Annotated in this window: 19 protein-coding genes; 11 read left to right on the forward strand and 8 right to left on the reverse strand. The window is 71.6% G+C overall.

The genetic code is table 11. The annotated features are described in order from the left end of the window. Window positions 1–164 precede the first annotated feature (164 nt). Window positions 165–863, reverse strand: coding sequence for a DUF2293 domain-containing protein (locus IE255_RS06195; RefSeq protein WP_190049073.1), 699 nt, complete (start codon window positions 861–863; stop codon window positions 165–167). Window positions 864–1,055: 192 nt separating this feature from the next. Between IE255_RS06195 and IE255_RS06200 the strand changes: the two genes are divergently transcribed. Further along, window positions 1,056–1,697, forward strand: a complete 642-nt coding sequence (locus tag IE255_RS06200; protein ID WP_190049074.1) for a nucleoside/nucleotide kinase family protein — start codon at window positions 1,056–1,058, stop codon at window positions 1,695–1,697. 148 nt (window positions 1,698–1,845) lie between these two features. Next, window positions 1,846–2,274: a CBS domain-containing protein gene (locus IE255_RS06205; protein ID WP_190049075.1), complete on the forward strand. Its 429-nt coding sequence runs from the start codon at window positions 1,846–1,848 to the stop codon at window positions 2,272–2,274. Between the two features lie 65 nt (window positions 2,275–2,339). Here the strand turns inward: IE255_RS06205 and IE255_RS06210 are convergent, their stop codons facing one another. After that, entirely contained in the window at window positions 2,340–3,467 is a 1,128-nt protein-coding gene (locus IE255_RS06210; RefSeq protein WP_190049076.1) for a magnesium and cobalt transport protein CorA, read from the reverse strand. 243 nt (window positions 3,468–3,710) lie between these two features. Between IE255_RS06210 and IE255_RS06215 the strand changes: the two genes are divergently transcribed. After that, a complete protein-coding gene (locus IE255_RS06215; RefSeq protein WP_190049077.1) occupies window positions 3,711–4,505 on the forward strand; it encodes a methyltransferase domain-containing protein in 795 nt (264 codons plus the stop codon). A gap of 285 nt (window positions 4,506–4,790) precedes the next feature. Here IE255_RS06215 and IE255_RS06220 read toward each other — a convergent pair whose 3' ends face one another. Together IE255_RS06220 and IE255_RS06225 are read right to left on the reverse strand one after the other, a co-directional pair. After that, the gene (locus IE255_RS06220) at window positions 4,791–5,774 is read right to left on the reverse strand and encodes a carbohydrate kinase family protein (protein ID WP_229906288.1); all 984 of its coding nucleotides are present in this window, start codon (window positions 5,772–5,774) and stop codon (window positions 4,791–4,793) included. Next, window positions 5,771–6,676 carry a pseudouridine-5'-phosphate glycosidase gene (locus IE255_RS06225; RefSeq protein WP_190049361.1) on the reverse strand — a complete coding sequence of 302 codons (906 nt, stop codon included), beginning with the start codon at window positions 6,674–6,676 and terminating at the stop codon, window positions 5,771–5,773. The genes IE255_RS06220 and IE255_RS06225 overlap by 4 nt, the downstream gene beginning before the upstream one ends. Window positions 6,677–6,778: 102 nt before the next feature. On the opposite strand from IE255_RS06225, the gene IE255_RS06230 reads away from it, so the two are divergent. Continuing rightward, entirely contained in the window at window positions 6,779–7,207 is a 429-nt protein-coding gene (locus IE255_RS06230) for a VOC family protein (protein WP_190049078.1), read from the forward strand. Window positions 7,208–7,220: 13 nt separating this feature from the next. Here the strand turns inward: IE255_RS06230 and IE255_RS06235 are convergent, their stop codons facing one another. Both IE255_RS06235 and IE255_RS06240 read right to left on the reverse strand, forming a co-directional pair. Next, the gene (locus tag IE255_RS06235; protein WP_190049079.1) at window positions 7,221–7,775 is read right to left on the reverse strand and encodes a methylated-DNA--[protein]-cysteine S-methyltransferase; all 555 of its coding nucleotides are present in this window, start codon (window positions 7,773–7,775) and stop codon (window positions 7,221–7,223) included. A 51-nt stretch (window positions 7,776–7,826) separates the two neighbouring features. Continuing rightward, the gene (locus tag IE255_RS06240) at window positions 7,827–8,699 is read right to left on the reverse strand and encodes a glycerophosphodiester phosphodiesterase (RefSeq protein WP_190049080.1); all 873 of its coding nucleotides are present in this window, start codon (window positions 8,697–8,699) and stop codon (window positions 7,827–7,829) included. A gap of 287 nt (window positions 8,700–8,986) precedes the next feature. Between IE255_RS06240 and IE255_RS06245 the strand changes: the two genes are divergently transcribed. The 6 genes from IE255_RS06245 (at window position 8,987) to IE255_RS06270 (ending at window position 17,520) form a co-directional block, all read left to right on the forward strand. After that, the gene (locus IE255_RS06245) at window positions 8,987–9,859 is read left to right on the forward strand and encodes an MHYT domain-containing protein (protein WP_190049081.1); all 873 of its coding nucleotides are present in this window, start codon (window positions 8,987–8,989) and stop codon (window positions 9,857–9,859) included. A 40-nt stretch (window positions 9,860–9,899) separates the two neighbouring features. Next, a complete protein-coding gene (gene uvrB / locus IE255_RS06250) occupies window positions 9,900–12,044 on the forward strand; it encodes an excinuclease ABC subunit UvrB (protein ID WP_190049082.1) in 2,145 nt (714 codons plus the stop codon). Between the two features lie 139 nt (window positions 12,045–12,183). Next, window positions 12,184–12,762 (forward strand): TerD family protein, encoded by a 579-nt coding sequence (locus IE255_RS06255; RefSeq protein WP_190049083.1) that lies wholly within the window; start codon window positions 12,184–12,186, stop codon window positions 12,760–12,762. A 76-nt stretch (window positions 12,763–12,838) separates the two neighbouring features. Further along, the gene (locus tag IE255_RS06260) at window positions 12,839–14,863 is read left to right on the forward strand and encodes a TerD family protein (RefSeq protein ID WP_190049084.1); all 2,025 of its coding nucleotides are present in this window, start codon (window positions 12,839–12,841) and stop codon (window positions 14,861–14,863) included. A 231-nt stretch (window positions 14,864–15,094) separates the two neighbouring features. Then, window positions 15,095–16,096, forward strand: a complete 1,002-nt coding sequence (locus IE255_RS06265; protein WP_190049085.1) for a TerC/Alx family metal homeostasis membrane protein — start codon at window positions 15,095–15,097, stop codon at window positions 16,094–16,096. Window positions 16,097–16,419: 323 nt separating this feature from the next. Next, entirely contained in the window at window positions 16,420–17,520 is a 1,101-nt protein-coding gene (locus tag IE255_RS06270; RefSeq protein ID WP_190049086.1) for a calcium:cation antiporter, read from the forward strand. 134 nt (window positions 17,521–17,654) lie between these two features. On the opposite strand, the gene IE255_RS06275 is transcribed toward IE255_RS06270, so the two are convergent. Together IE255_RS06275 and IE255_RS06280 are read right to left on the reverse strand one after the other, a co-directional pair. After that, on the reverse strand, window positions 17,655–18,929 hold the full coding sequence (locus IE255_RS06275) for an MFS transporter (RefSeq protein WP_190049087.1): 1,275 nt from the start codon (window positions 18,927–18,929) through the stop codon (window positions 17,655–17,657). A 94-nt stretch (window positions 18,930–19,023) separates the two neighbouring features. After that, window positions 19,024–20,070, reverse strand: coding sequence for a S66 family peptidase (locus tag IE255_RS06280; protein WP_190049088.1), 1,047 nt, complete (start codon window positions 20,068–20,070; stop codon window positions 19,024–19,026). 103 nt (window positions 20,071–20,173) lie between these two features. Here IE255_RS06280 and aroQ point away from each other — a divergent pair, with 103 nt between their 5' ends. Then, window positions 20,174–20,647 carry a type II 3-dehydroquinate dehydratase gene (aroQ, locus tag IE255_RS06285; protein WP_190049089.1) on the forward strand — a complete coding sequence of 158 codons (474 nt, stop codon included), beginning with the start codon at window positions 20,174–20,176 and terminating at the stop codon, window positions 20,645–20,647. The last annotated feature ends 16 nt before the right edge of the window (window positions 20,648–20,663 follow it).

Below are 20,663 nucleotides of genomic sequence, written 5' to 3' on the forward strand. Positions count from 1 at the left end.
CACCCTGCCTCACCACAACTGAAATCCCGTACGAGCACAGCGACCATGGCCCAGCGGCGCGGGGACATACGCGAACGTCCACCGTCCACCGTCCACCGCCCACGCCCACCGCCCACGCCCACCGCCCACTGTTCACCGGACGGCCGTGTCCGGCGCCGCTCAGCTCACCCCGCGGAACCGAGCCCCGCCTCGGTCCACCCCCTCAGCACCGTCTCCACCGCCGCCGAGATCCGCCGCCGCGCCTCGTGCCGCGGCACGCCGCTCATCAGCAGCCGGTCGTACGGCGTGTCCAGATGCCGTACGGACGCCACCACCGCCGACGTCACCGCCCCCTCGGTCAGCGCCCGCCCCGCCGCGCTGCGGCCCACCCGCCCGCTGCCCCGCTCCGAGGCGTGCGCGGCGATGGCCCGTGCCCGGTCGGGCGGGCACCCGGGGAACAACCGCCGTATCTCCGTCGCGAACGCCTGAGCGAACAGTTCGTCCTGGGCCGCCCGCCGCCGCGCGTCCCGCACCCGGCGCCGCCGTCGCGCCTCGGCGTCCGCGAGGCACCGCTGCTCGGCCCGGGCGAGCGCCGCCTCCTCGACCAGGACGCCCTGCCGCTCGTAACGGCTCCTGCGCCGGTTGAAGCGCACGACCACCGCCGACAGCGTGCTCTCCTCCCGGGCCCTGCGCGTCAGCGCGGTGTCGCCGCGCGGCAGGAACACCAGATGACCGAGGTCGGCGCAGTCGAGGCAGCGCGGGGCGCCGTCCTCGACGACGAGCAGCGGCAGCGACCCTCGCCGGCACTCGGCGCAGTGCCGCCGCTTGAGGGGCTGGAAGACGACAAGTCCGGGGTGGGACGGGGGCGTCGCGCGAGGGGCCATGGGGGGTTCATTCCCCCTGACGACAGCGCGCGCACTACGTGCGCCCGGGAGGGGCGGCGCGCGAACTACGTCGTCCCGGGAGGGGCGGCGCGCGAACTAGGTGCGTCCGGGGAGGGGCGGCGCGCGAACTAGGTGCGTCCCGGGAGGGGACGGCGGCGACCCCCGGGACGTCCTGCCGCGGCCTGACGCATCATGGGCCGTGTGCGACTCGAAGCGATCACCTGGGACCGGCTCGTCGACCTGCTCGCCGAGCGCCTGCTCGACCTGAAGCCCGCCGACGGCAGTCCCTGGCCGCGCATCGCCTTCGACGGCGCCCCCGCCGCCCGCCCGGGCGACCTCGCCCAGCGGGTTTCGGAAGCGCTCCGCGTCCGCGGCCGCTCCTCGCTCGTTGTGGGCACGGAGGGCTTCCTGCGCCCCGCCTCCGTACGGCTGGAGTACGGCCACCGGGACGTGGAGGCCTACTACAGCGGCTGGTACGACACCGGCGCCCTGTGGCGCGAGGTGTTCGGCCCCCTCGAAGCCGGCGGTGACGGCCGCGTCCTGCCCGACCTGTGGGACCCGGCCGCCGACCGGGCGACCCGCAGCCCCTACGTCCAACTCCCGCCCGGCGGCGTGCTGTTGCTGCACGGGCCCTTCCTCCTGCGGCACTGGTTCCCCCTCGATCTGAGCGTCCACGTCCTGCTCTCGCCCGGCGCCCTGCGCCGCCGTACGCCCGAGGCCGAGCACTGGACCCTGCCGGCCTTCGAGCGCTACGAGCAGGAGACCGACCCGGCTGGCACGGCCGACGTCCTGGTACGGGCCGACGATCCGCGCCATCCCGCGTGGGGTGGCTGAACGGCTGTCCGACGAGGCGCGACTCGGTGCGGCGGGGGCAGGGCGCGGCTCCGTGTGCGGGCGCCCCGGGGCACGGCGAGAATGAAGGGCGCCGGGACTCGCGGTGTGTCCCGCACCGCGCCGGCCGTCCGGCACCGGGAGGTACTCCATGACCACCGCCGGAGACATCATGCACCGCGGCGCCCAGTGGATCCCCGCCCACGAAACCCTCGACCGCGCCGCCCAGCTCATGCGCGAACTGAACGTCGGCGCCCTGCCCATCAGCGACGAGAACGAGCGGCTGTGCGGCATCCTCACCGACCGCGACATCGTCGTCGGCTGCGTCGCCATGGGCCACGACCCCGCCAAGGTCACCGCGGGCGAGATGGCCAAGGGCACCCCCCGCTGGATCGACGCGGACGCCGATGTCAGCGAGGTGCTCCGCGAGATGCAGGAGCACCAGATCCGCCGGCTGCCCGTCATCCAGGACAAGCGCCTGGTCGGCATGATCAGCGAAGCCGATCTGGTCCGGCACCTTGCGAACGACCAGATCGCCTCCTGGGCCGAGAGCGTCTACGCCAGGACCACCACCCGATAGGTCACCTCGCGGGCCCCTGGCGCGGGTCCCTGGTGCGGGTCCCTGGTGCGGGTCACCCGCCCTGGTCAGAGCCAGCCGCTGCGCCGGAATCCCCGGTACAGCGTCAGGCACGCGACGGATATCACGCCGAGGACCATGCCGTAGCCGTACTTCCAGTGCAGCTCCGGCATGTGGTCGAAGTTCATGCCGTACACCCCGCAGACCATCGTCGGCACGGCGATGATCGCGGCCCACGCCGTGATCTTCCGCATGTCCTCGTTCTGCGCGACCGTGACCTGCGCGAGGTGGGCCTGGAGGATGGAGTTGAGCAGTTCGTCGAACGCGGCGATCTGCTCCTTCGCCCGCAGCAGGTGGTCCGAGACATCGCGGAAGTACGCCTGTATCTCGGGGTCGACCGCGCGGATCGGCCGGGTGGCGAGATCCTCGAGCGGCCGGCTGAGCGGCACCACCGCCCGCTTCAGTTCGAGGAGTTCCCGCTTGAGCTGGTAGATGCGCCCCGGGTCCGCCCGCGCGCCGTTCTCCGCGAACACGTCCGTCTCGACCTGGTCGATGTCCTCCTGCACCGAGTCCGTGACGGTCAGATAGTCGTCGACCACATGGTCCGCGATGGCGTGCAGCACCGCGGACGGGCCCTTGGCCAGCTGCTGGGGGTCGGACTCCAGCTCCTCGCGCAGGGGGCCCAGTGAACCGTGCCGCCCGTGCCGCACCGTGATCACAAAGTCCTCGCCGACGAACACCATGATCTCGCCGGTGTTCACCACCTCGCTGGTGGCCGTGAGCTCCTCGTGCTCGACGTAACAGACCGTCTTGAACACCGCGAAGAGCGTCTCGCCGTAGCGCTCCAGCTTCGGGCGCTGGTGGGCCTCGACGGCGTCCTCCACGGCCAGAGGGTGCAGGTCGAAGAGCTCGGCGATGCCGGCGAACTCCCGGTCGTTCGGCTCGTGCAGCCCGAGCCAGACGAAGCCCTCCCGGCTCTTGCGCACCCGCTCCACGACGTCCACCAGATCGCCGCGCGCGGGGGTGCGGACGCCGTCCCGGTACGTCACGCAGTTGACCACCGAGGAGCCCAGCGGGGACCGGGCCGGGTGGCTCAGGTCGACGCGGGGGCGCCGCCGGGCCAGCCGAGCCACCTTGCGCAGGCCGCCGACCCCGCCGAGGCTCGTGACCTTCCGCAGATTCCCTGCCATGGACATCCGGATCTCCTTGCGTGGAACTCCTCGCGCCGTTCCTGCGCCTTGGCGCGTCAGTCTGCCAGGCCGACGTGAGCTGCGGGTAAGCCTGTGGAAACGGCTCGTTCCGCTTGGTTCCCGGCTGTGGACGAACGACGTGCCGCCGCCGTCGCCCCCTGGGACATCGACGCGTGCCGGTGCGGTGTGGTTCTCCGTGCCGGAGCGTCGACCGTTACCGACAAGTCGGATAAATGGGATGATCTCGGCATGACGCGAACCGATGGGTACCTCCTCGACAACCGGCAGCCCGAGGCGGCAGAGCACTTCAGCGCCTTCGCCGCTCTCTTCGACCCCACGACGTTCCGGCATCTCGAGGCGCTCGGCATCGGATCCGGCTGGCGGTGCTGGGAGGTCGGTGCGGGCGGCACCTCCGTGGTGTCCTGGCTGGCGAAGAAGGTCGGCCCGACCGGACGGGTCGTCGCGACCGACACCGACACCGCACGGCTCGCCCCGGCCGCCCGGCCGCCCGTCGAGGTGCGCGTCCACGACCTCGGCGCGCAGGAGCCGCCGGGGGAGGGCTTCGACCTGGTGCACGCCCGTCTGGCCCTGGTCCACGTGACCGACCGGGAGCGGGCGTTGCGGTCCATGGTCACGGCCCTGCGCCCCGGCGGGCGTCTCCTCGTCGAGGACGCCGACCCCACCCTTCAGCCCCTCCTCTGCCCCGACGAGCACGGCCCCGAGCAGCAGCTCGCGAACCGGCTGCGGCAGGGCTTCCGCAAACTGCTCGCCGACCGCGGGACCGAGCTCCCCAGCGGCCGCACCCTCCCGCGCCTGCTCCGCGAGGCAGGCCTGACCCGTGTCCACGCCGACGCCTACTTCCCCCTCGCCTCCCCCGCCTGTGCGGCCCTGGAGTCCGTCACGATCCGCCAGGTCCGTGATCAGCTGGTCACGGCGGGCCTCGCCACGGACCAGGACATCGACCGGCACCTGGTGAACGTCACGTCCGGCGCGCTCGACCTGACCACGGCGCCGATGATCTCGGCGTGGGGGCGCAAGCAGTAGCCGCCGGCTGGGTGGCGGGTGGCGGGTGGCGGTGCCGGGCGGCGGGCGGCGGTTGCCGGGCGGCGCGCGCCGTGCACCGTGCACCGGGCGTCGTGCACCTGGCGCTAGGCACAGGGCGCCGGGGACTGGGCGCCGGGGACTGGGCACCGGACACCGGGCACGGCGGCGCGTGTCGGGCATACGTTGGTCGGGCCGGTCTGTCGGGCAGGGCCGTCAGCCCGGCGAGGGCGGTCTGTCGGGCAGGGCCGTCAGCCCGGGGCGAGGGCGGTCTGTCGGGCAGCGCCGTCAGCCCGGCAAGGGCGGTCTGCCGCCCACCCGTTCCACGGCCCGCGCTCCCGCCCGGCAGCCCTCCCGCGCCGCCTCCACCGGCCCCGCGCCGGCGAGCAGCGCGGCGAGGAACGCGCCCGTGAAGGCATCCCCGGCGCCCGTGGTGTCCCGGGGCGTGGCCGGTGCGGCGGGCACGCGGGCGCACACCCTCCCCGAGCGGGCGACGAGCGCGCCCTCGTGGCCCTGCTTGGCGACGACCAGGGGGACGCGCAGGCTCAGTGCGGCAGCCGCCCCGGCCGTGTCGGTCAGCCCTGTCAGCAGGCAGGCCTCGTCCCGGCTGGGCAGCAGTACGTCCACGCCCTCGACGAGTGCCAGGAACCGCTCGGCGCCGAGCTCCCCGAGGAAGCCGGCCGACGCCGGGTCGAGGCTCACCGGCACTCCACGCGCGCGTGCGGCTTCGAGGGCCACCGTCACCAGGGCGCGACTCGGCTCGGAGAACAGGAGGTACCCCGACAGGTGAAGCCGGGCGACCCCGTCGAGCAGCGCGTCCGACCAGTCGGCGGGTTCGAGCCGCAACGACGCGCCGCTGTCGGTGAGGAAGGTCCGCTCCGCCGAGGCGCCCCCGTCCACCAGGCAGATCACTGTGCCGGTCGGCGCCCGCAGGTCGACGACGAGCCGGGGACGCACGCCCTGGGCCGTCAGCTCGCGCTCGTGCCAGGCGGCGGCCTCCGCGCCCACGCGACCGAGCAGCCGCACCTCCGCGGCACCCCGGTGCGCGGCCCAGCACGCCACGTTGGCGCCGGCCCCGCCCGGCACCGTCCGGATGGCGGCAGCCGTGTCCGTCCCGGCCGCGAGGGGCCCCCGGTGCCGCGCGACGACATCGGTGATGACGTCCCCGACCACGAGCAGTGCCTGGCCTTCCGCGGAGCCCCCGTCGGCCGCTGCCGAGCGCACCCCGCGCGCCGCGTCGCCGCCCCGGGGCCCGGCCCCGGCGCCGGTCATCCCCGGGCCCAGGCCGCCGCGATCCGCGCCGCCAGGCGTACGTTGCCGCGGACCGCCGCCAGGTTGGCGCTCAGGGAGGCGCCGTCGGTGTGCCGTACCAGGTAGTCGAGCAGGAACGGGGTGACCGCCTGGCCGGTGATGCCCTCCTCCTCGCACGCGTGCAGCGCGTCCGCGAGCACGCGTGCGTGCAGCTCCGGATCGAGCTGCTCCTCCTGGGGGACGGGGTTGGCGACGATCAGCGCCGACTCCGGCCCGTCGAGCGCGTCCTGGGCCCGCATGACGCCCGCCACCTGTTCCGGCGTCCGCAGCGTCCAGTCCACCGGATGCCCCGAGTCGGACAGGTAGAAGCCCGGGAACCGGTCGGTGCCGTATCCGGCCACCGCGACACCCAGCGTCTCCAGCCGCTGTAGCGTCGCCGGCACGTCCAGGATCGACTTCACCCCGGCACACACCACCGTGATCCGCGTTCGCGCCAGCAGCCCCAGGTCGGCCGACTCGTCCTGCGTCACCGTCCACTCCCGGTGCACCCCGCCGAGCCCACCCGTCGCGAACACCCGTACGCCCGCCAGCGCGGCCAGCAGCGCGGTCGCCGACACCGTGGTCGCCCCGCTCGCCCCGGAAGCCACCGCGAGCGGCAGATCGCGATGGCCCAGCTTGCGGATCCCGTCCTCGTTCGCGACCCGCTCCAGCTGCTCCTTGTCCAGCCCGACATGGGGCCGCCCGTCCAGGACGGCGATGGTCGCGGGCACCGCGCCCTCCTGCCGCACGGCCGTCTCCAGCTCCAGCGCCACCTGGAGGTTGCGCGGCCGGGGCAGCCCGTGGGCGATGATCGTGGACTCCAGGGCCACCACGGGCCGGCGCGCGTCGATCGCCTCCCGCACTTCTTCGGACACCACCAGCACCACGCGCCTGCCTCCTGTCAGCCGGTCTTCCCTCATCTCTGGCGGGCGGCGCGCCGGGCCAAACCCTTGCGGGCTGTCGGAGACCTCACGAGCCTGGAGTGCATGACGGACCACACACCACGCCTCGACCACGTCGTCCTCTGGGTGCGCGACCCGCTCGCCGCCGCCGACTTCTACCAGAAGGCCGTCGGCTTGGAGGGGCTCAGGCTCGCCGAGTTCGCCGCCGGCGAGGTGCCGTTCCCTTCCGTGCGCGTCAACGACGAGACGATCCTCGACCTCATGCCGCTGACCTTCGCGGCACGCATGACGATGCTGCCCGGCGCCGCCGACAGCGCGGGGCACCCCGTCAACCATGTCTGCCTGTCGCTGCCCCGCGGCGACTTCGACGCCCTCCTCAGCCGCCTGGAGGAGCGCTCCGTACCGGTGTCGGACCTCTCGTACGACTCGTTCGGAGCTCGGGGCAAGGCCACGCGCAGCTTCTACTTCCGCGACCCGGACGGCAACGTCTTCGAGGCACGGCACTACGACTGACCAGGCCCGGGCCTCAGAACAGCGGCTCCGGCAGCACCCCTTCCAGGGCGAGCAGCCTCCGCTTGGTCTCCAGCCCGCCCCCGAAGCCGCCGATGCCGCCGCCGCTCTCGACGACCCGGTGACAGGGCACCACCACCGGCAGCGGATTGGCGCCCATCGCCATGCCCACGGCCTGGGCGGCGCCCGGCTGGCCGACCCGCCCGGCCAGATCGCCGTACCCGACGACCGTGCCGTACGGCACGCCGGAGGCCAGTTCGCGCAGGACCTCCCGGTTGAAGCCGGAGATCAGCGACCAGTCCAGCGGCAGGTCGAAATCGCGTCGCTCACCCGCGAAGTACGCCTCGAACTGCCGTATCGCCTCGGCCAGCAGCGGGGATCCGGGCGCCTCGACGGGCTCGGTGCCGAGCCGCGACGCCAACCGCTCGACCGCCCGGTCCCGCACCGCGTCCGTGGCGTGGAACACGACGTTGATCAGGCCGTCCCGGCCGGCGGCCAGCAGCAACGGCCCGATGGCGCTCTCCACGACCGCCCACACGACTCGCGGCTCGACCTGCCCCTGACTGTCCATGCGCCCACGGTACGACCCGCCACTGACAACGCCGCCCGACGGGACGACGGATCACCCGCGCACGGCCTTGCGCACCACATCCGGCTTGTTGGTGATGATCCCGTCGACCCCGTATCCGGCGACCCGCTGGGCCGTCGCCGCGTCGTCGACCGTCCAGGTGAAGACCTCCATCGGCCTGCCGTGCGGCCCGTCGAACGCCTGCACCGAGGCCACATAGGCCGGTGAGAGCGAGCCGTGCGAGGGGTTGATCTGGTCGGCGAATCCGGCGTAGTCCAGCAGGTCCGACACCGGCGGCGTTCCCAGGAAGCCGGTCTTCACACCGGGCTTCAGCTCGTGCACCGTCCGGACGCTGTCCGCGCTGAAGCTCTGCACGATCAGCCGGCCCGCCAGATGCGAGCGGTCGAGCCAGCCCTCGTTGCTGAGGACCTTCAGCGTCTGCCGCTCGATGCCCGGGTACAGCTCCGGGTTCTTGATCTCCAGGAGAAGCTTCTGGTGATGGTGCTCGACGCGGTGCACGAACTGCTCCAGCGTCGGCACGCGCGCGCCCGCGTACGCGGGGCCGAACCAGCTGCCCGCGTCGAGACGGGCGATCTCGGCGGCGGTGAAGTCCTTCACCTTCCAGGGGGCCCGGCCGGGGAAGACCTCCTCGACGTCGGTGGTGCGCCGCAGGTTGTCGTCGTGGAGGACGACCAGCTCGCCGTCCCGGGTCCGCTGGACGTCGTTCTCCACCCACCGGATGCCCAGCTCCGCCGCCTTGTCCACGGCGGCCAGCGTGTTCTCGGGCGCGTACGCGGAGGCCCCCCGGTGCGCGATGACCACCGGCGAGGCGCCGGCACCGGCCGCCCGCGCGGGGGAGACGGGGAAGAGGAGGGCGGCGGTCCCCAGGAGTGCGGTGGTCGAGGCGGCAACAGCGCGCGCGTGCATGCGTACTCCTCGCGTCGAGCGATCACAACGTCACGGACAGCACCACCGTGACAGCAGAGGGTCAACGCGAGAGGGGTACAGGATGGCCACACGTTGAACGGAGGTGACCCAACTCCGCTCACTGGTACCGCACAACTGGGGCAAGGCCGTGTTTCTTTGCCGGAAAGTCGTTCGACCATTCCGGTGGGGGTCATACTCTCTGCGTCAACCCTGACCGCTCGTGCGGTCCTGGGAGGGGGCGCACATCAGGAATTCCGGGACGCAAAGGGCGGGAAGGGCAGCCGCGCATGCAGGGCACGGTCGACGGATTCAGCTACGGTCTGGTCACACCCCTGGTGGCCTACCTCATGGCCTGCCTGGGCGGCGCCCTGGGCCTGCGCTGCACCACCAGATCCATGCTCGTCGCCCAGTCCTGGCGCCCCGGCTGGCTCGCCCTCGGCTCGGCCGCCATCGGCTCCGGCATCTGGACCATGCACTTCATCGCGATGATGGGGTTCACGATCCACGGAAGTCCGATCCACTACGACAAGTCGATGACCTTCGCCAGCCTGGCCGTCGCGATCGTGATGGTCGGCATCGGGATCTTCATCGTCGGCTACAAGGGAGCCCGGGGAACGGCCCTGTTCACCGGCGGCACCATCACCGGCCTGGGCATCGCCTCGATGCACTACCTCGGCATGGCCGGCATGCGCCTGGACGGGAAGCTGGAGTACAACACCTTCACCGTCGGCGTCTCCGTAGTGATCGCCATGGGCGCCGCCACCGCCGCCCTGTGGGCGGCGGGCCAGGTCAGAGGGCTCCTGTGGAGCGTGGGCGCCAGCCTCGTCATGGGACTCGCCGTCAGCGGCATGCACTACACCGGTATGGCCGCCCTCAGCGTCCACCTCCACGGCACGGCCGAACCCACCACGGGTGAGTCGCCCGCGGCCCTGCTCGCGCCCATGCTGATCGGTCCGCTCGCCTTCCTGCTGCTCGCGGGTGTCGTGGTCATGTTCGACCCGCTGATGGTCATGGGGAAACCCACCGTCGCCCCCGTCGAGCAGCGGCCCGGCATCCCCGCCCACACCCACACCGCCGTCCAGCACTCCGCGCACCGCCTGCGGCTCCGGCCCCGCCGCACCATGGAGCACCAGGGCTCCCGCACCCCGCAGAACCGCTGATCCCAGCCCGTTGTCAGTGCGGGGTCGTACGGTGGAACCCATGCGGCCCGTTTCCCAGATCGAACGCACGGTGGCGCCCTTCGAGGTCGTCAGCCCCTACCAGCCGAACGGCGACCAGCCGGCGGCCATCGCCGAGCTCGCCCGGCGCATCCAGGCAGGCGAGAAGGACGTCGTCCTGCTCGGCGCTACCGGCACCGGCAAGTCCGCCACCACAGCGTGGATGATCGAGAAGCTCCAGCGCCCCACGCTCGTGATGGCGCCGAACAAGACGCTGGCCGCCCAGCTGGCGAACGAGTTCCGCGAGCTGCTCCCGAACAACGCGGTCGAGTACTTCGTCTCGTACTACGACTACTACCAGCCCGAGGCCTACGTCCCGCAGTCGGACACCTACATCGAGAAGGACTCCTCGATCAACGAGGAGGTCGAGCGCCTGCGCCACTCCGCGACCAACTCGCTGCTCACCCGCCGCGACGTCGTCGTGGTCGCCTCGGTCTCCTGCATCTACGGCCTCGGTACGCCACAGGAGTACGTGGACCGCATGGTCCCCCTGCGCGTCGGCGAGGAGCACGACCGCGACGAGCTGCTGCGCCGCTTCGTGGACATCCAGTACACGCGCAACGACATGGCCTTCACCCGCGGCACCTTCCGCGTCCGCGGCGACACCATCGAGATCTTCCCGGTCTACGAGGAGCTGGCCGTCCGCATCGAGATGTTCGGCGACGAGATCGAGGCGCTGTCCACCCTGCACCCGCTCACCGGCGAGATCATCAGCGACGACCAGCAGCTGTACGTCTTCCCGGCCTCCCACTACGTCGCAGGGCCCGAGCGCCTGGAGCGGGCCATCAACGACATCGAGAAGGAGCTGGGCGAGCGCCTCGCCGAGCTGGAGAAGCAGGGCAAGCTTCTGGAGGCCCAGCGCCTCAGGATGCGCACGACCTACGACATCGAGATGCTCCGCCAGATCGGCTCCTGCTCCGGCGTGGAGAACTACTCGATGCACTTCGACGGCCGCCTGCCCGGCTCCCCGCCCAACACCCTGCTGGACTACTTCCCGGACGACTTCCTCCTCGTCATCGACGAGTCGCACGTCACCGTCCCGCAGATCGGCGCCATGTACGAGGGCGACGCCTCCCGCAAGCGCACCCTCGTCGACCACGGCTTCCGGCTGCCCTCCGCCCTGGACAACCGCCCGCTGAAGTGGGAGGAGTTCCAGGAGCGCATCGGCCAGACGGTCTACCTGTCCGCGACCCCGGGGAACTACGAGCTCTCCCGCTCCGACGGCGTCGTCGAGCAGATCATCCGCCCCACCGGCCTCGTCGACCCGGAAGTGGTCGTCAAGCCCACCGAGGGCCAGATCGACGACCTGGTGCACGAGATCCGGCAGCGCACGGAGAAGGACGAGCGCGTCCTGGTCACCACGCTCACCAAGAAGATGGCCGAGGACCTCACCGACTACTTCCTGGAGCTGGGCATCCAGGTGCGCTACCTGCACAGCGACGTCGACACCCTGCGCCGGGTCGAACTGCTGCGTGAGCTGCGCTCCGGCGAGTACGACGTACTCGTCGGCATCAACCTCCTGCGGGAGGGCCTCGACCTGCCCGAGGTGTCCCTGGTGGCGATCCTGGACGCCGACAAGGAGGGCTTCCTGCGCTCCGGCACCTCCCTGATCCAGACCATCGGCCGCGCCGCGCGCAACGTCTCCGGCCAGGTCCACATGTACGCCGACAAGATCACCCCGGCCATGGCGAAGGCCATCGACGAGACCAACCGCCGCCGGGAGAAGCAGGTCGCGTACAACAAGGAGAAGGGCATCGACCCCCAGCCCCTCCGCAAGAAGATCAACGACATCGTCGCCCAGATCGCCCGTGAGGACATCGACACCGAGCAGCTGCTCGGCTCGGGCTACCGCAAGGCGAAGAAGGACGGCGGCGGCACCAAGGCGCCCGTGCCCTCCCTCGGCAAGGCGGCCGAGATGGCCAAGCCCGCCAAGGGCAAGGGCAAGGCCAAGGAGACGGTGCCGACCGACCGCCCCGCGGCCGAACTCGCCGAACAGATCGAGGAGCTCACCACGCGCATGCGGGCCGCCGCCGCGGACCTCCAGTTCGAGATCGCGGCCCGGCTGCGCGACGAGGTCTCCGAGATGAAGAAGGAGCTGCGTCAGATGAAGGAGGCGGGCCTGGCCTGACAGCGGACCGCGTACGCGCAGTGTTGCAAGACCGACACAAAGTGCGGACCGGGGTACGTCGCTGTCAGTGCTCCTGCGTAGTGTTCAGATCAACCGCGACTGCGCGGCAACAGGGGACGTTCGAGAGGGGAATCAGCGCGTGACCGTCAACATGACCAAGGGTCAGGCCATCAGTCTGCAGAAGAACGACGGTGGCAGCCTGACCGCGGTGCGCATGGGTCTCGGCTGGCAGGCGGCTCCTCGGCGCGGCCTGTTCGGCTCGCGTACGCGAGAGGTCGACCTCGACGCCTCGGCCGTCCTGTTCGCGGACAAGCAGCCGGTCGACGTCGTCTTCTTCCGCCACCTGGTGAGCGACGACGGCTCGGTGCGCCACACCGGGGACAACCTCGTCGGCGGTGTCGGCCAGGGCGGCGACGACGAGGCGATCCTCGTCGACCTCGCGCGCATCCCGGTCCACATCGACCAGATCGTCTTCACCGTGAACTCCTTCACGGGCCAGACCTTCCAGGAGGTGCAGAACGCGTTCTGCCGCCTGGTCGACGAGACCAACGGCCAGGAGCTCGCCCGCTACACGCTCGCCGGCGGCGGCCAGTACACGGCCCAGATCATGGCGAAGGTGCACCGCTCGGGCTCGGGCTGGACGATGACGGCCCTGGGCAACCCGGCCAACGGCCGCACCTTCCAGGACCTGATGCCGTCGATCCTGCCGCTCCTCTGAGAGCGCGCGGGACCGGGACCGCAGGGGCCGGCGAGCGGCACACGACACCACACAACGACACAGGGGGACGAAGGCGATGACGGCCGAGCTGGTGCGGGGGCAGAATCACCCGCTCTCCCAGGTCCGTCTCGAGATCCGGGTCTCGGCCGGCACGCCGATCGTGGCCGCGGCCGCGCTCAGCGACGAGAACGGCAGGATCCACGGCGTGGAGTGGGTGGCCCACCCGGGCGCGCCCACCCAGCCGGGTCTCGAGGTCTCCCGCCAGGCCGCCGCCGACCATCGTCTCGCGGTGGACCTGGACGCCGTGCCGGAGGCCGTCCACCGTGTCAGCGTGCTGCTCGCCCTGCCCTCCGGCGGGCCGGGCCCGGTCCGTTTCGGCGCCGTGGCCGCCCCTTTCGTCGCCGTCACCGGCCTCGACGGCGCCGAGGTCGCCAGCTACACCATCACCGGCCTGGACGCCGAGTCGGCCGTCGTCGCCCTGGAGCTCTACCGCCGGCAGGGCGCCTGGAAGGTGCGCGCCATCGGCCAGGGCTACGCGGGCGGCCTCGCCGAACTCCTCACCGACCAGGGCCTGCCGCAGGCCCAGCAGCTCGCCCGCAGCATCAACGACGCCGTGGCCCAGGGGCTGGCCCGCTCCGTACAGGCGCCCCCGCCGCGCACGGCGGACGGTGACCGCTCCCGGCAGGCGGCGGCCCCCGCCCTCGGCCCGGACCAGGGCGGCACCGCGCCCCAGCCCGGCACCGCGCCCCAGCCCGGCCCGGTCCCGGCGATGTCCCCGTACGGCGGGCAGACGTCCGGCGGACAGGGGCAGCCGCCGGAGTATCCCGGCGCCGGATCGGACCCCTCGGCCGTCACCCAGCCCTCCGCGCCCACCGCGGGCGGCCCGATCGACTACAGCCATCCGCGCCGCCGGAACGCCGCTCCGCCCCCGCCCCCGCCGACCGCGCCCCCGGCCGCACCCGGGCAGCCCGCACAGCCTGTCGCCGGCGACGCGACCGGCTGGTCCATGGAGGAGCGGCTGTACAACCAGGTGTGGGGCATGTTCGAGGACCTCGCCCGCACCACCGCCGCCTACCGCAGTGCCGTCGACTTCGCCGAGTCCCGCATGGACAAGGAGCTCGAGCAGGTCCTGTCCGACCCGCGCAGCCGGATCGGCGGGCAGGGCGACGCCGCCCGCGAGGCGGCCCGAGCCCGGCACGCCCAGCTCGTCGACCAGGCCAGGGAGGCCCTCGACCGGGACCTCGCCCAGCTCAAGGCCGAGGCCGATGTCGTCGAACCGGCCCTGCCGCCCGCGTACGCCCGCTGGGACAGTCCCGTGTGGCACGGCTACCGGGTGCCGATGGAGATCCCCATGGCCCTGCGCCTGGGCGACCTCCATCTCCCCGAGGCCGACCGGATCCGCATCCCGATGCTGGTCCGGCTGCCGCTGGAGCGCGGCCTGTGGATCGACAGCGGACGGACGGAGTCGTCCGAGGGACTGTTCACCGACTCGCACGCGCTGGGACGTCTCGCCATGGAGACGGCGGTCGCGCACGCGGCCCGGCTCCTCGCCGCCTACCCGGCGGGCGAGTTCACCGTCCATGTCATCGACCCGGCCGGCTCGGGAGCCCAGCCGCTGGCACCCCTCGTGCAGACCGGTGTGCTCGCGGCCCCGCCCGCGCTCGGCGCCGCGGGGGTGACGGACGTGCTGACCCGGCTCACCCAGCGGGTCGACCTGGTGCAGATGGCGGTCCGGGGAGGCGCCGCCGACTCCCTCCCGCCCGGCTTCGACACCTCACAGCAGCTGCTGATCGTCAACGACTTCCCGCACGGCTTCGACGACCGGGCCGTGAACCAGCTGCGCTACCTCGCCGACGAGGGGCCCGCCTTCGGCGTCCACCTGATGATGGTGGCCGACCGCGAGGAGTCCTCCGGCTACGGGCCTTTGCTCGACCCGCTGTGGCGTTCGCTGCTGCGACTGACCCCGGTGCCCGACGACCACCTTGCCGACCCGTGGGTCGGTCATGCCTGGACGTACGAGCCGTCGCTCGTACCGCCCGGAAGCCAGGTCCTCCAGCAGGTGCTCACCCAGGTCGCGGCCGCCCGTACCAAGTACTCGTAAAGCCTGTTGACCAGGAGTTTTGGGCTTTCTTTTGCCAAGCGCTTTACCTTCTCTTGGTGATTGGGTACTGTTGGCGGCACGGAGGGGAGTACTCCCTGTCTGCTGCGGCGTACCCGTCAATACGGACCAGGTCGATACGGCCTGTTCCCGGGGCGTCGGCCCATCGTTGGGTGGAAGAGACCTCCGGCAGCTACGACGCTGACACTTGCCGTAACGACTGCCGGAGGCGCAGTGGATGTTTCCGTGACCTTGTGGGTTTTGACGATCGTGGGCCTCGCCGCCCTGATCGCGGTCGACTTCTTCATCGGCCGAAAGCCACACGACGTATCGATCAAGGAAGCCGGGATCTGGACAGTCGTCTGGATCGTCCTGGCCGTACTCTTCGGGCTCGGCCTGCTGGTGTTCGGCGGCGGCCAGCCAGCCGGTGAGTTCTTCGCCGGCTTCATCACCGAGAAGTCGCTGAGCGTCGACAACCTCTTCGTCTTCGTCCTGATCATGGCGAAGTTCGCGGTGCCGTCGCAGTACCAGCAGCGGGTGCTGCTGATCGGTGTCCTCATCGCCCTGGTCCTGCGAGCGATCTTCATCGCCGCCGGTGCGGCGATCCTCGCCAGCTTCTCGTGGGTCTTCTACCTCTTCGGCGCCTTCCTGATCTGGACCGCCTGGAAGCTCATCCAGGAGGCCCGCGCGGACGAGGACGACGAGGAGTGGGAGGAGAACAAGCTGCTGAAGGCCGCCGAGCGCCGCTTCGGCGTGGCCGACCGCTACCACGGCACCAAGCTGTGGATCCAGGAGAACGGCAAGCGGGTCATGACCCCGATGCTGGTCGTGATGCTGGCGATCGGCATGACGGACGTGCTGTTCGCCCTCGACTCCATCCCCGCGATCTTCGGCCTGACGCAGGACCCGTACATCGTCTTCACGGCCAACGCGTTCGCCCTGATGGGTCTGCGCCAGCTGTACTTCCTCATCGGCGGCCTGCTGAAGAAGCTGGTCCACCTCAGCTACGGCCTGTCGATCATCCTGGGCTTCATCGGCGTGAAGCTGGTGCTGCACGCGCTGCACGAGTCCGGGGTGCACGTCCCCGAGATCAGCATTCCGGTCTCGCTCGGCGTGATCTGCTCCGTCCTGATCGTCACCACGATCACCAGCCTCCGGGCCTCCAAGAAGCAGGCGGAGGCCGAGGCGGCACAGGTGCAGAGCGGCAGCGCTCCGAAGGACAGCATCGACGTCTGACCACGGCGGACGAAGGAACAACCATCACCGGGACCGGTGGTCGGCAATTCGCCGGCCACCGGTCCCGGTGCTTGCTTGTTCCTGAGCGCGTTACGGCCCCACACACCGCATGCTCCTGAAAGGACCGCGACCATCCGCGCCGCTATCTGGCGCTGATCGAGTTCGAGTCGTACGAGGAGGCCATGCCGCTCTGCCTCGGCGAGCGGGTCTACACCAACTGCGACTTCCTGGACGCGCGCGAGCTCAAGTAGCCCCGGCCTCCTACCGAACGGGACCCGCACGACCGGAGTGCGGGGCCCCTTCCCGTCTGCGACGATCACAGCATGATCGATCGGCGCAGGCCGCTCACGGCACAGTGGACGACCCTGGTGCCGCTGCTCGCCGCCGTCCTCCTGGTCCTCACCTGGGGGCGCGATCTGCCGGCCGTGGTCGTCGCGCTGGTGACCCTGGTCCTCGCGGGAGCCGTCCTGGCCGCCGTGCACCACGCCGAGGTGGTGGCCCACCGGGTCGGCGAACCGTTCGGCTCCCTCGTACTCGCCGTCGCCGTGACGATCATCGAGGTCGCCCTCATCGTCACCCTGATGGTCGACGGCGGGGACAAGAGCTCGACGCTGGCCCGCGACACCGTCTTCGCGGCTGTGATGATCACCTGCAACGGCGTCGTCGGCCTCTGTCTCCTGGTCGCCTCACTGCGGCACGGCACGGCCGTCTTCAACCCCGAGGGCACCGGCGCCGCGCTCGCGACCGTCACCACCCTGGCCACGCTCAGCCTGGTCCTGCCGACGTTCACCACCAGCAAGCCGGGCCCGGAGTTCTCCACCGTCCAGCTGACCTTCGCGGCGCTCTCCTCGCTGATCCTGTACGGCCTGTTCGTCGCGACGCAGACCGTGCGGCACCGCGACTACTTCCTGCCGATCACCCGGCAGGGCGAGGTGATCACCGCGGAGAAGCACGCCGAGGCACCCACCGCCCGTGCCGCACTGATCAGCCTGGGGCTGCTGGGCGTGGCCCTGGTCGGCGTGGTCGGTCTGGCCAAGGGCGTTTCACCCACCATCGAGTCCGGAGTGGCGGCGGTCGGGCTGCACCACGCCGTCGTCGGCGTGATCATCGCGCTGCTGGTGCTGCTCCCGGAGACCATCGCCGCCCTGCGCTCCGCCCGTCGCGACCGCGTCCAGACCAGTCTGAACCTCGCCCTCGGGTCGGCGATGGCCAGCATCGGCCTGACCATCCCCGCCGTCGCGCTCGCGTCCGTCTGGCTCTCCGGCCCGCTGGTGCTCGGCCTCGGCGCCACGCACATGGTGCTGCTCGCCCTGACGGTGGTGGTGGCCTCCCTGACCGTGGTGCCGGGCCGGGCCACGCCGCTCCAGGGCGGGGTCCATCTGGTGCTGTTCGCGGCGTACCTGGAGCTGGCGATCAACCCGTAGGCCCCCGGCGACCCGTAAACGCTTGCGCAAGCGCTCGCGTAAGCGTTTACGGGGAACCGGGGCCGTCCGCGGCACCGGCACGGCACGGCACGGCACGCCACCGCACCCACCGCGCCCCATGCCCTCCACCAACCTCACCCCGAAGCAGCCTTCGCAGCCGCCCCCACCGGCACCGGGCGCGTCTCCGGCAGCAGTGCGAAGCAACCCAGGCTGAGCAGCGCGATCGCGGTCAGATAGGCGGCCACGCCCCACGGCACCCGCCCGCCCTGCTCGGCGAGGGCCGTCGCCACGATCGGCGTGAGCGCGCCCCCGAGGACCCCGCCGAGGTTGTAGCCGACCGCGGCGCCGGTGCAGCGCACCCGCAGTTCGTACAGCTCCGGCAGATACGCGGCGATCACGGCGAACATCGTGATGAAGGCGAGCATCGCCCCGAGGAAGCCCAGGAACATCGGCAGTGGCGCGCCGGTGGCGAGGAGCGCGACCATCGGGAACATCCACAGGGCGGCGGCCGCGCACCCGGCCAGGCACAGGGGCCGCCGGCCGTAACGGTCCCCGAGCATGGCCACCAGCGGTGTGAGCACACCCTTCACGAGCACCGCGCCCATGATGCAGGTCAGCATGACGCTGCGGCTCACGCCCAGCCGTTCCGTGCCGTAGGCGAGGGACCAGGTCGTCACGGCGTAGAAGATCGCGTAGCCGATCGCGAGGGCCCCGCCGGTGAGCAGGAGGAGTCGCCAGTGGTGGCGTACGACCTCGGCGAGCGGCACGCGCGCGTGGTCGTCGATCTGGAGGAAACTGGGGCTTTCGGCGAGTGACGAGCGCAGCCACAGCCCCACCAGGGCCAGCACGCCCGCCGCCCAGAACGGCACCCGCCACCCCCACGCGGCGAACTGCGCCTCGGACAGCGTCGCCGACAGCCCCAGCACCACACCGTTGGCGAGCAGGAACCCCAGCGCGGGCCCGACCTGCGGGAAGCTCGACCACAGCCCGCGCCGCTCGGCGGGCGCGTGCTCCACGGTCAGCAGCACCGCACCGCCCCACTCCCCGCCGAGCCCCAGCCCTTGGAGGAAGCGCAGGACCAGGAGCAGCAGGGGAGCGGCCACGCCGATCGTGTCGTACGTAGGCACGCAGCCGACCGCGACCGTGGCGGCACCGGTCAGCAGCAGGGAGGCCATGAGGACCGGCCGCCGCCCGCGCCGGTCCCCGATGTGTCCGAACAGCACCGACCCCAGCGGCCGGGCCACGAAGCCGACGCCGAAGGTGGCGAAGGCGGCCAGTGTCCCCGCCACCGGCGAGAAGGTCGGGAAGAACAGCGGCCCCAGGATCAGGGCCGCCGCTGTTCCGTAGACGAAGAAGTCGTAGAACTCGATGGCCGTGCCGGCGAGGGAGGCGGCCGCGAGACGCGGCATGGAGGGTGCCCTTACGGTGCGTACGTCGTGCATGCCGCGTCAACTACCCACGGTGACGGCGGGTTACGGGGGCGCGCGGAGGGTCTGGGGGCCCTCAGTACGTCACCGTGATGCGCCGGGCGGGCCCGTCCACGCGCACGGTGCCGCCGTACGGGATCACCAGCTGCGGATCGGTGTGCCCGAAGTCCACGTCGAAGACGATCGTGGTGTCGGGGGCGTAGGTCCGCATGGCGCGCAGGACGGCCTCGCGCTGGTCGGCCGCGTAACGAGCGGCCTCCTCGGGGCTGTTGGGGCGCTCGAAGAACCAGGTCTTCGGGCGGCCCATCAGCAGGGCCGGGAAGCGCCGGAGCAGCCCGCGCTCGCCCATGTTCCGCAGGGTGTAGTAGACCTCCGTGGCGCTCGGCATGTCCTCCGAGGTCTCCAGGAGCAGCACACCGGCGTCGTACTCGGAGTGGTCCTGGGCGATCTCCCGGTCGGCCATCAGCAGCCAGCCGACGATCTCCAGGCAGCCGCCCCAGGTGCGGCCCTCGACCACCCGGTCGGCGTTCACCCAGGTCCAGCCGGTCCCGGGCCGGGTCTCGGGCTCCGCGTCGAAGGTCGCCGGGTCCGCCCAGTCGCGGTCGATGTCGCGCCACCGATCGGCGGGCCTCAGTTCGTACGGGCCCGAGGTGAACAGGGCCGCCCGCAGGGAGTCGGCGGTCTGCGGGTGCATGGCCCCGGGGCGGCCCAGCTCGCCCATCACGCTGCCGCCGTGGAAGCCGACGATGCCGCTGTTGCGCAGGAACGCGAGCAGGTTGGTGTTGTCGCTCATCCCGAAGAACGGCTTCGGGTTCGCCCGGATCAACTCCCGGTCCAGGCAGGGCAGCACGGTGATCTGGTCGTCCCCGCCGATCGACGCGATGACGGCCTTGATGTCCGGGTCGGCGAAGGCGGCGTGGATGTCGTCGGCCCGCTCCTGGGGCGTCGACCCCATCCTGCGGGTCGCCGGATACTCGACCGGCTCCAGCTCGTACTCCTTGCGCAGCCGCTCCAGGCCCAGCTCGTAGGGGAGCGGCAAGAGTTCCGGCAGGCCTCCGGAGGGCGAGATCACGGCGATGCGGTCCCCGGGGGACGGCTTGGGAGGGTAGAACAGGCTCGTCATGCCGGGAGGCTACGGCCCGGCGCGCCGGCGGCGCACCGTGATAAACCGGCTGTGAGCAGCGGTCCCTCGCGGGCCGCCCGACCCTGACCGGACCGGAGGAACCGTGCCCCGCACCCTGGCCAACGCCCCGATCATGATCCTCAACGGCCCCAACCTGAACCTGCTGGGTCAGCGCCAGCCGGAGATCTACGGCTCCGACACCCTCGCCGACGTCGAGGCCCTGTGCGCCAAGGCAGCGGCCGCGCACGGCGGTACGGTCGACTTCCGCCAGTCCAACCACGAGGGCGAGCTGGTCGACTGGATCCACGAGGCGCGGCTGAACCACTGCGGCATCGTGATCAACCCGGGCGCCTACTCGCACACCTCCGTCGCCATCCTGGATGCCCTCAACACCTGTGACGGCATGCCGGTGTTGGAGGTCCACATCTCCAACATCCACCAGCGCGAGTCGTTCCGGCACCACTCCTATGTCTCGCTGCGCGCCGACGGGGTCATCGCGGGCTGCGGGGTGCAGGGGTACGTGTTCGGTGTGGAGCGGGTCGCGGCCCTGGCGGGGGCGGGCACGGCAGACACCTGAGCCGGTGTCTGGTGCC

This window comes from Streptomyces lomondensis, from assembly GCF_014651035.1.
GTDB lineage: Bacteria > Actinomycetota > Actinomycetes > Streptomycetales > Streptomycetaceae > Streptomyces > Streptomyces lomondensis.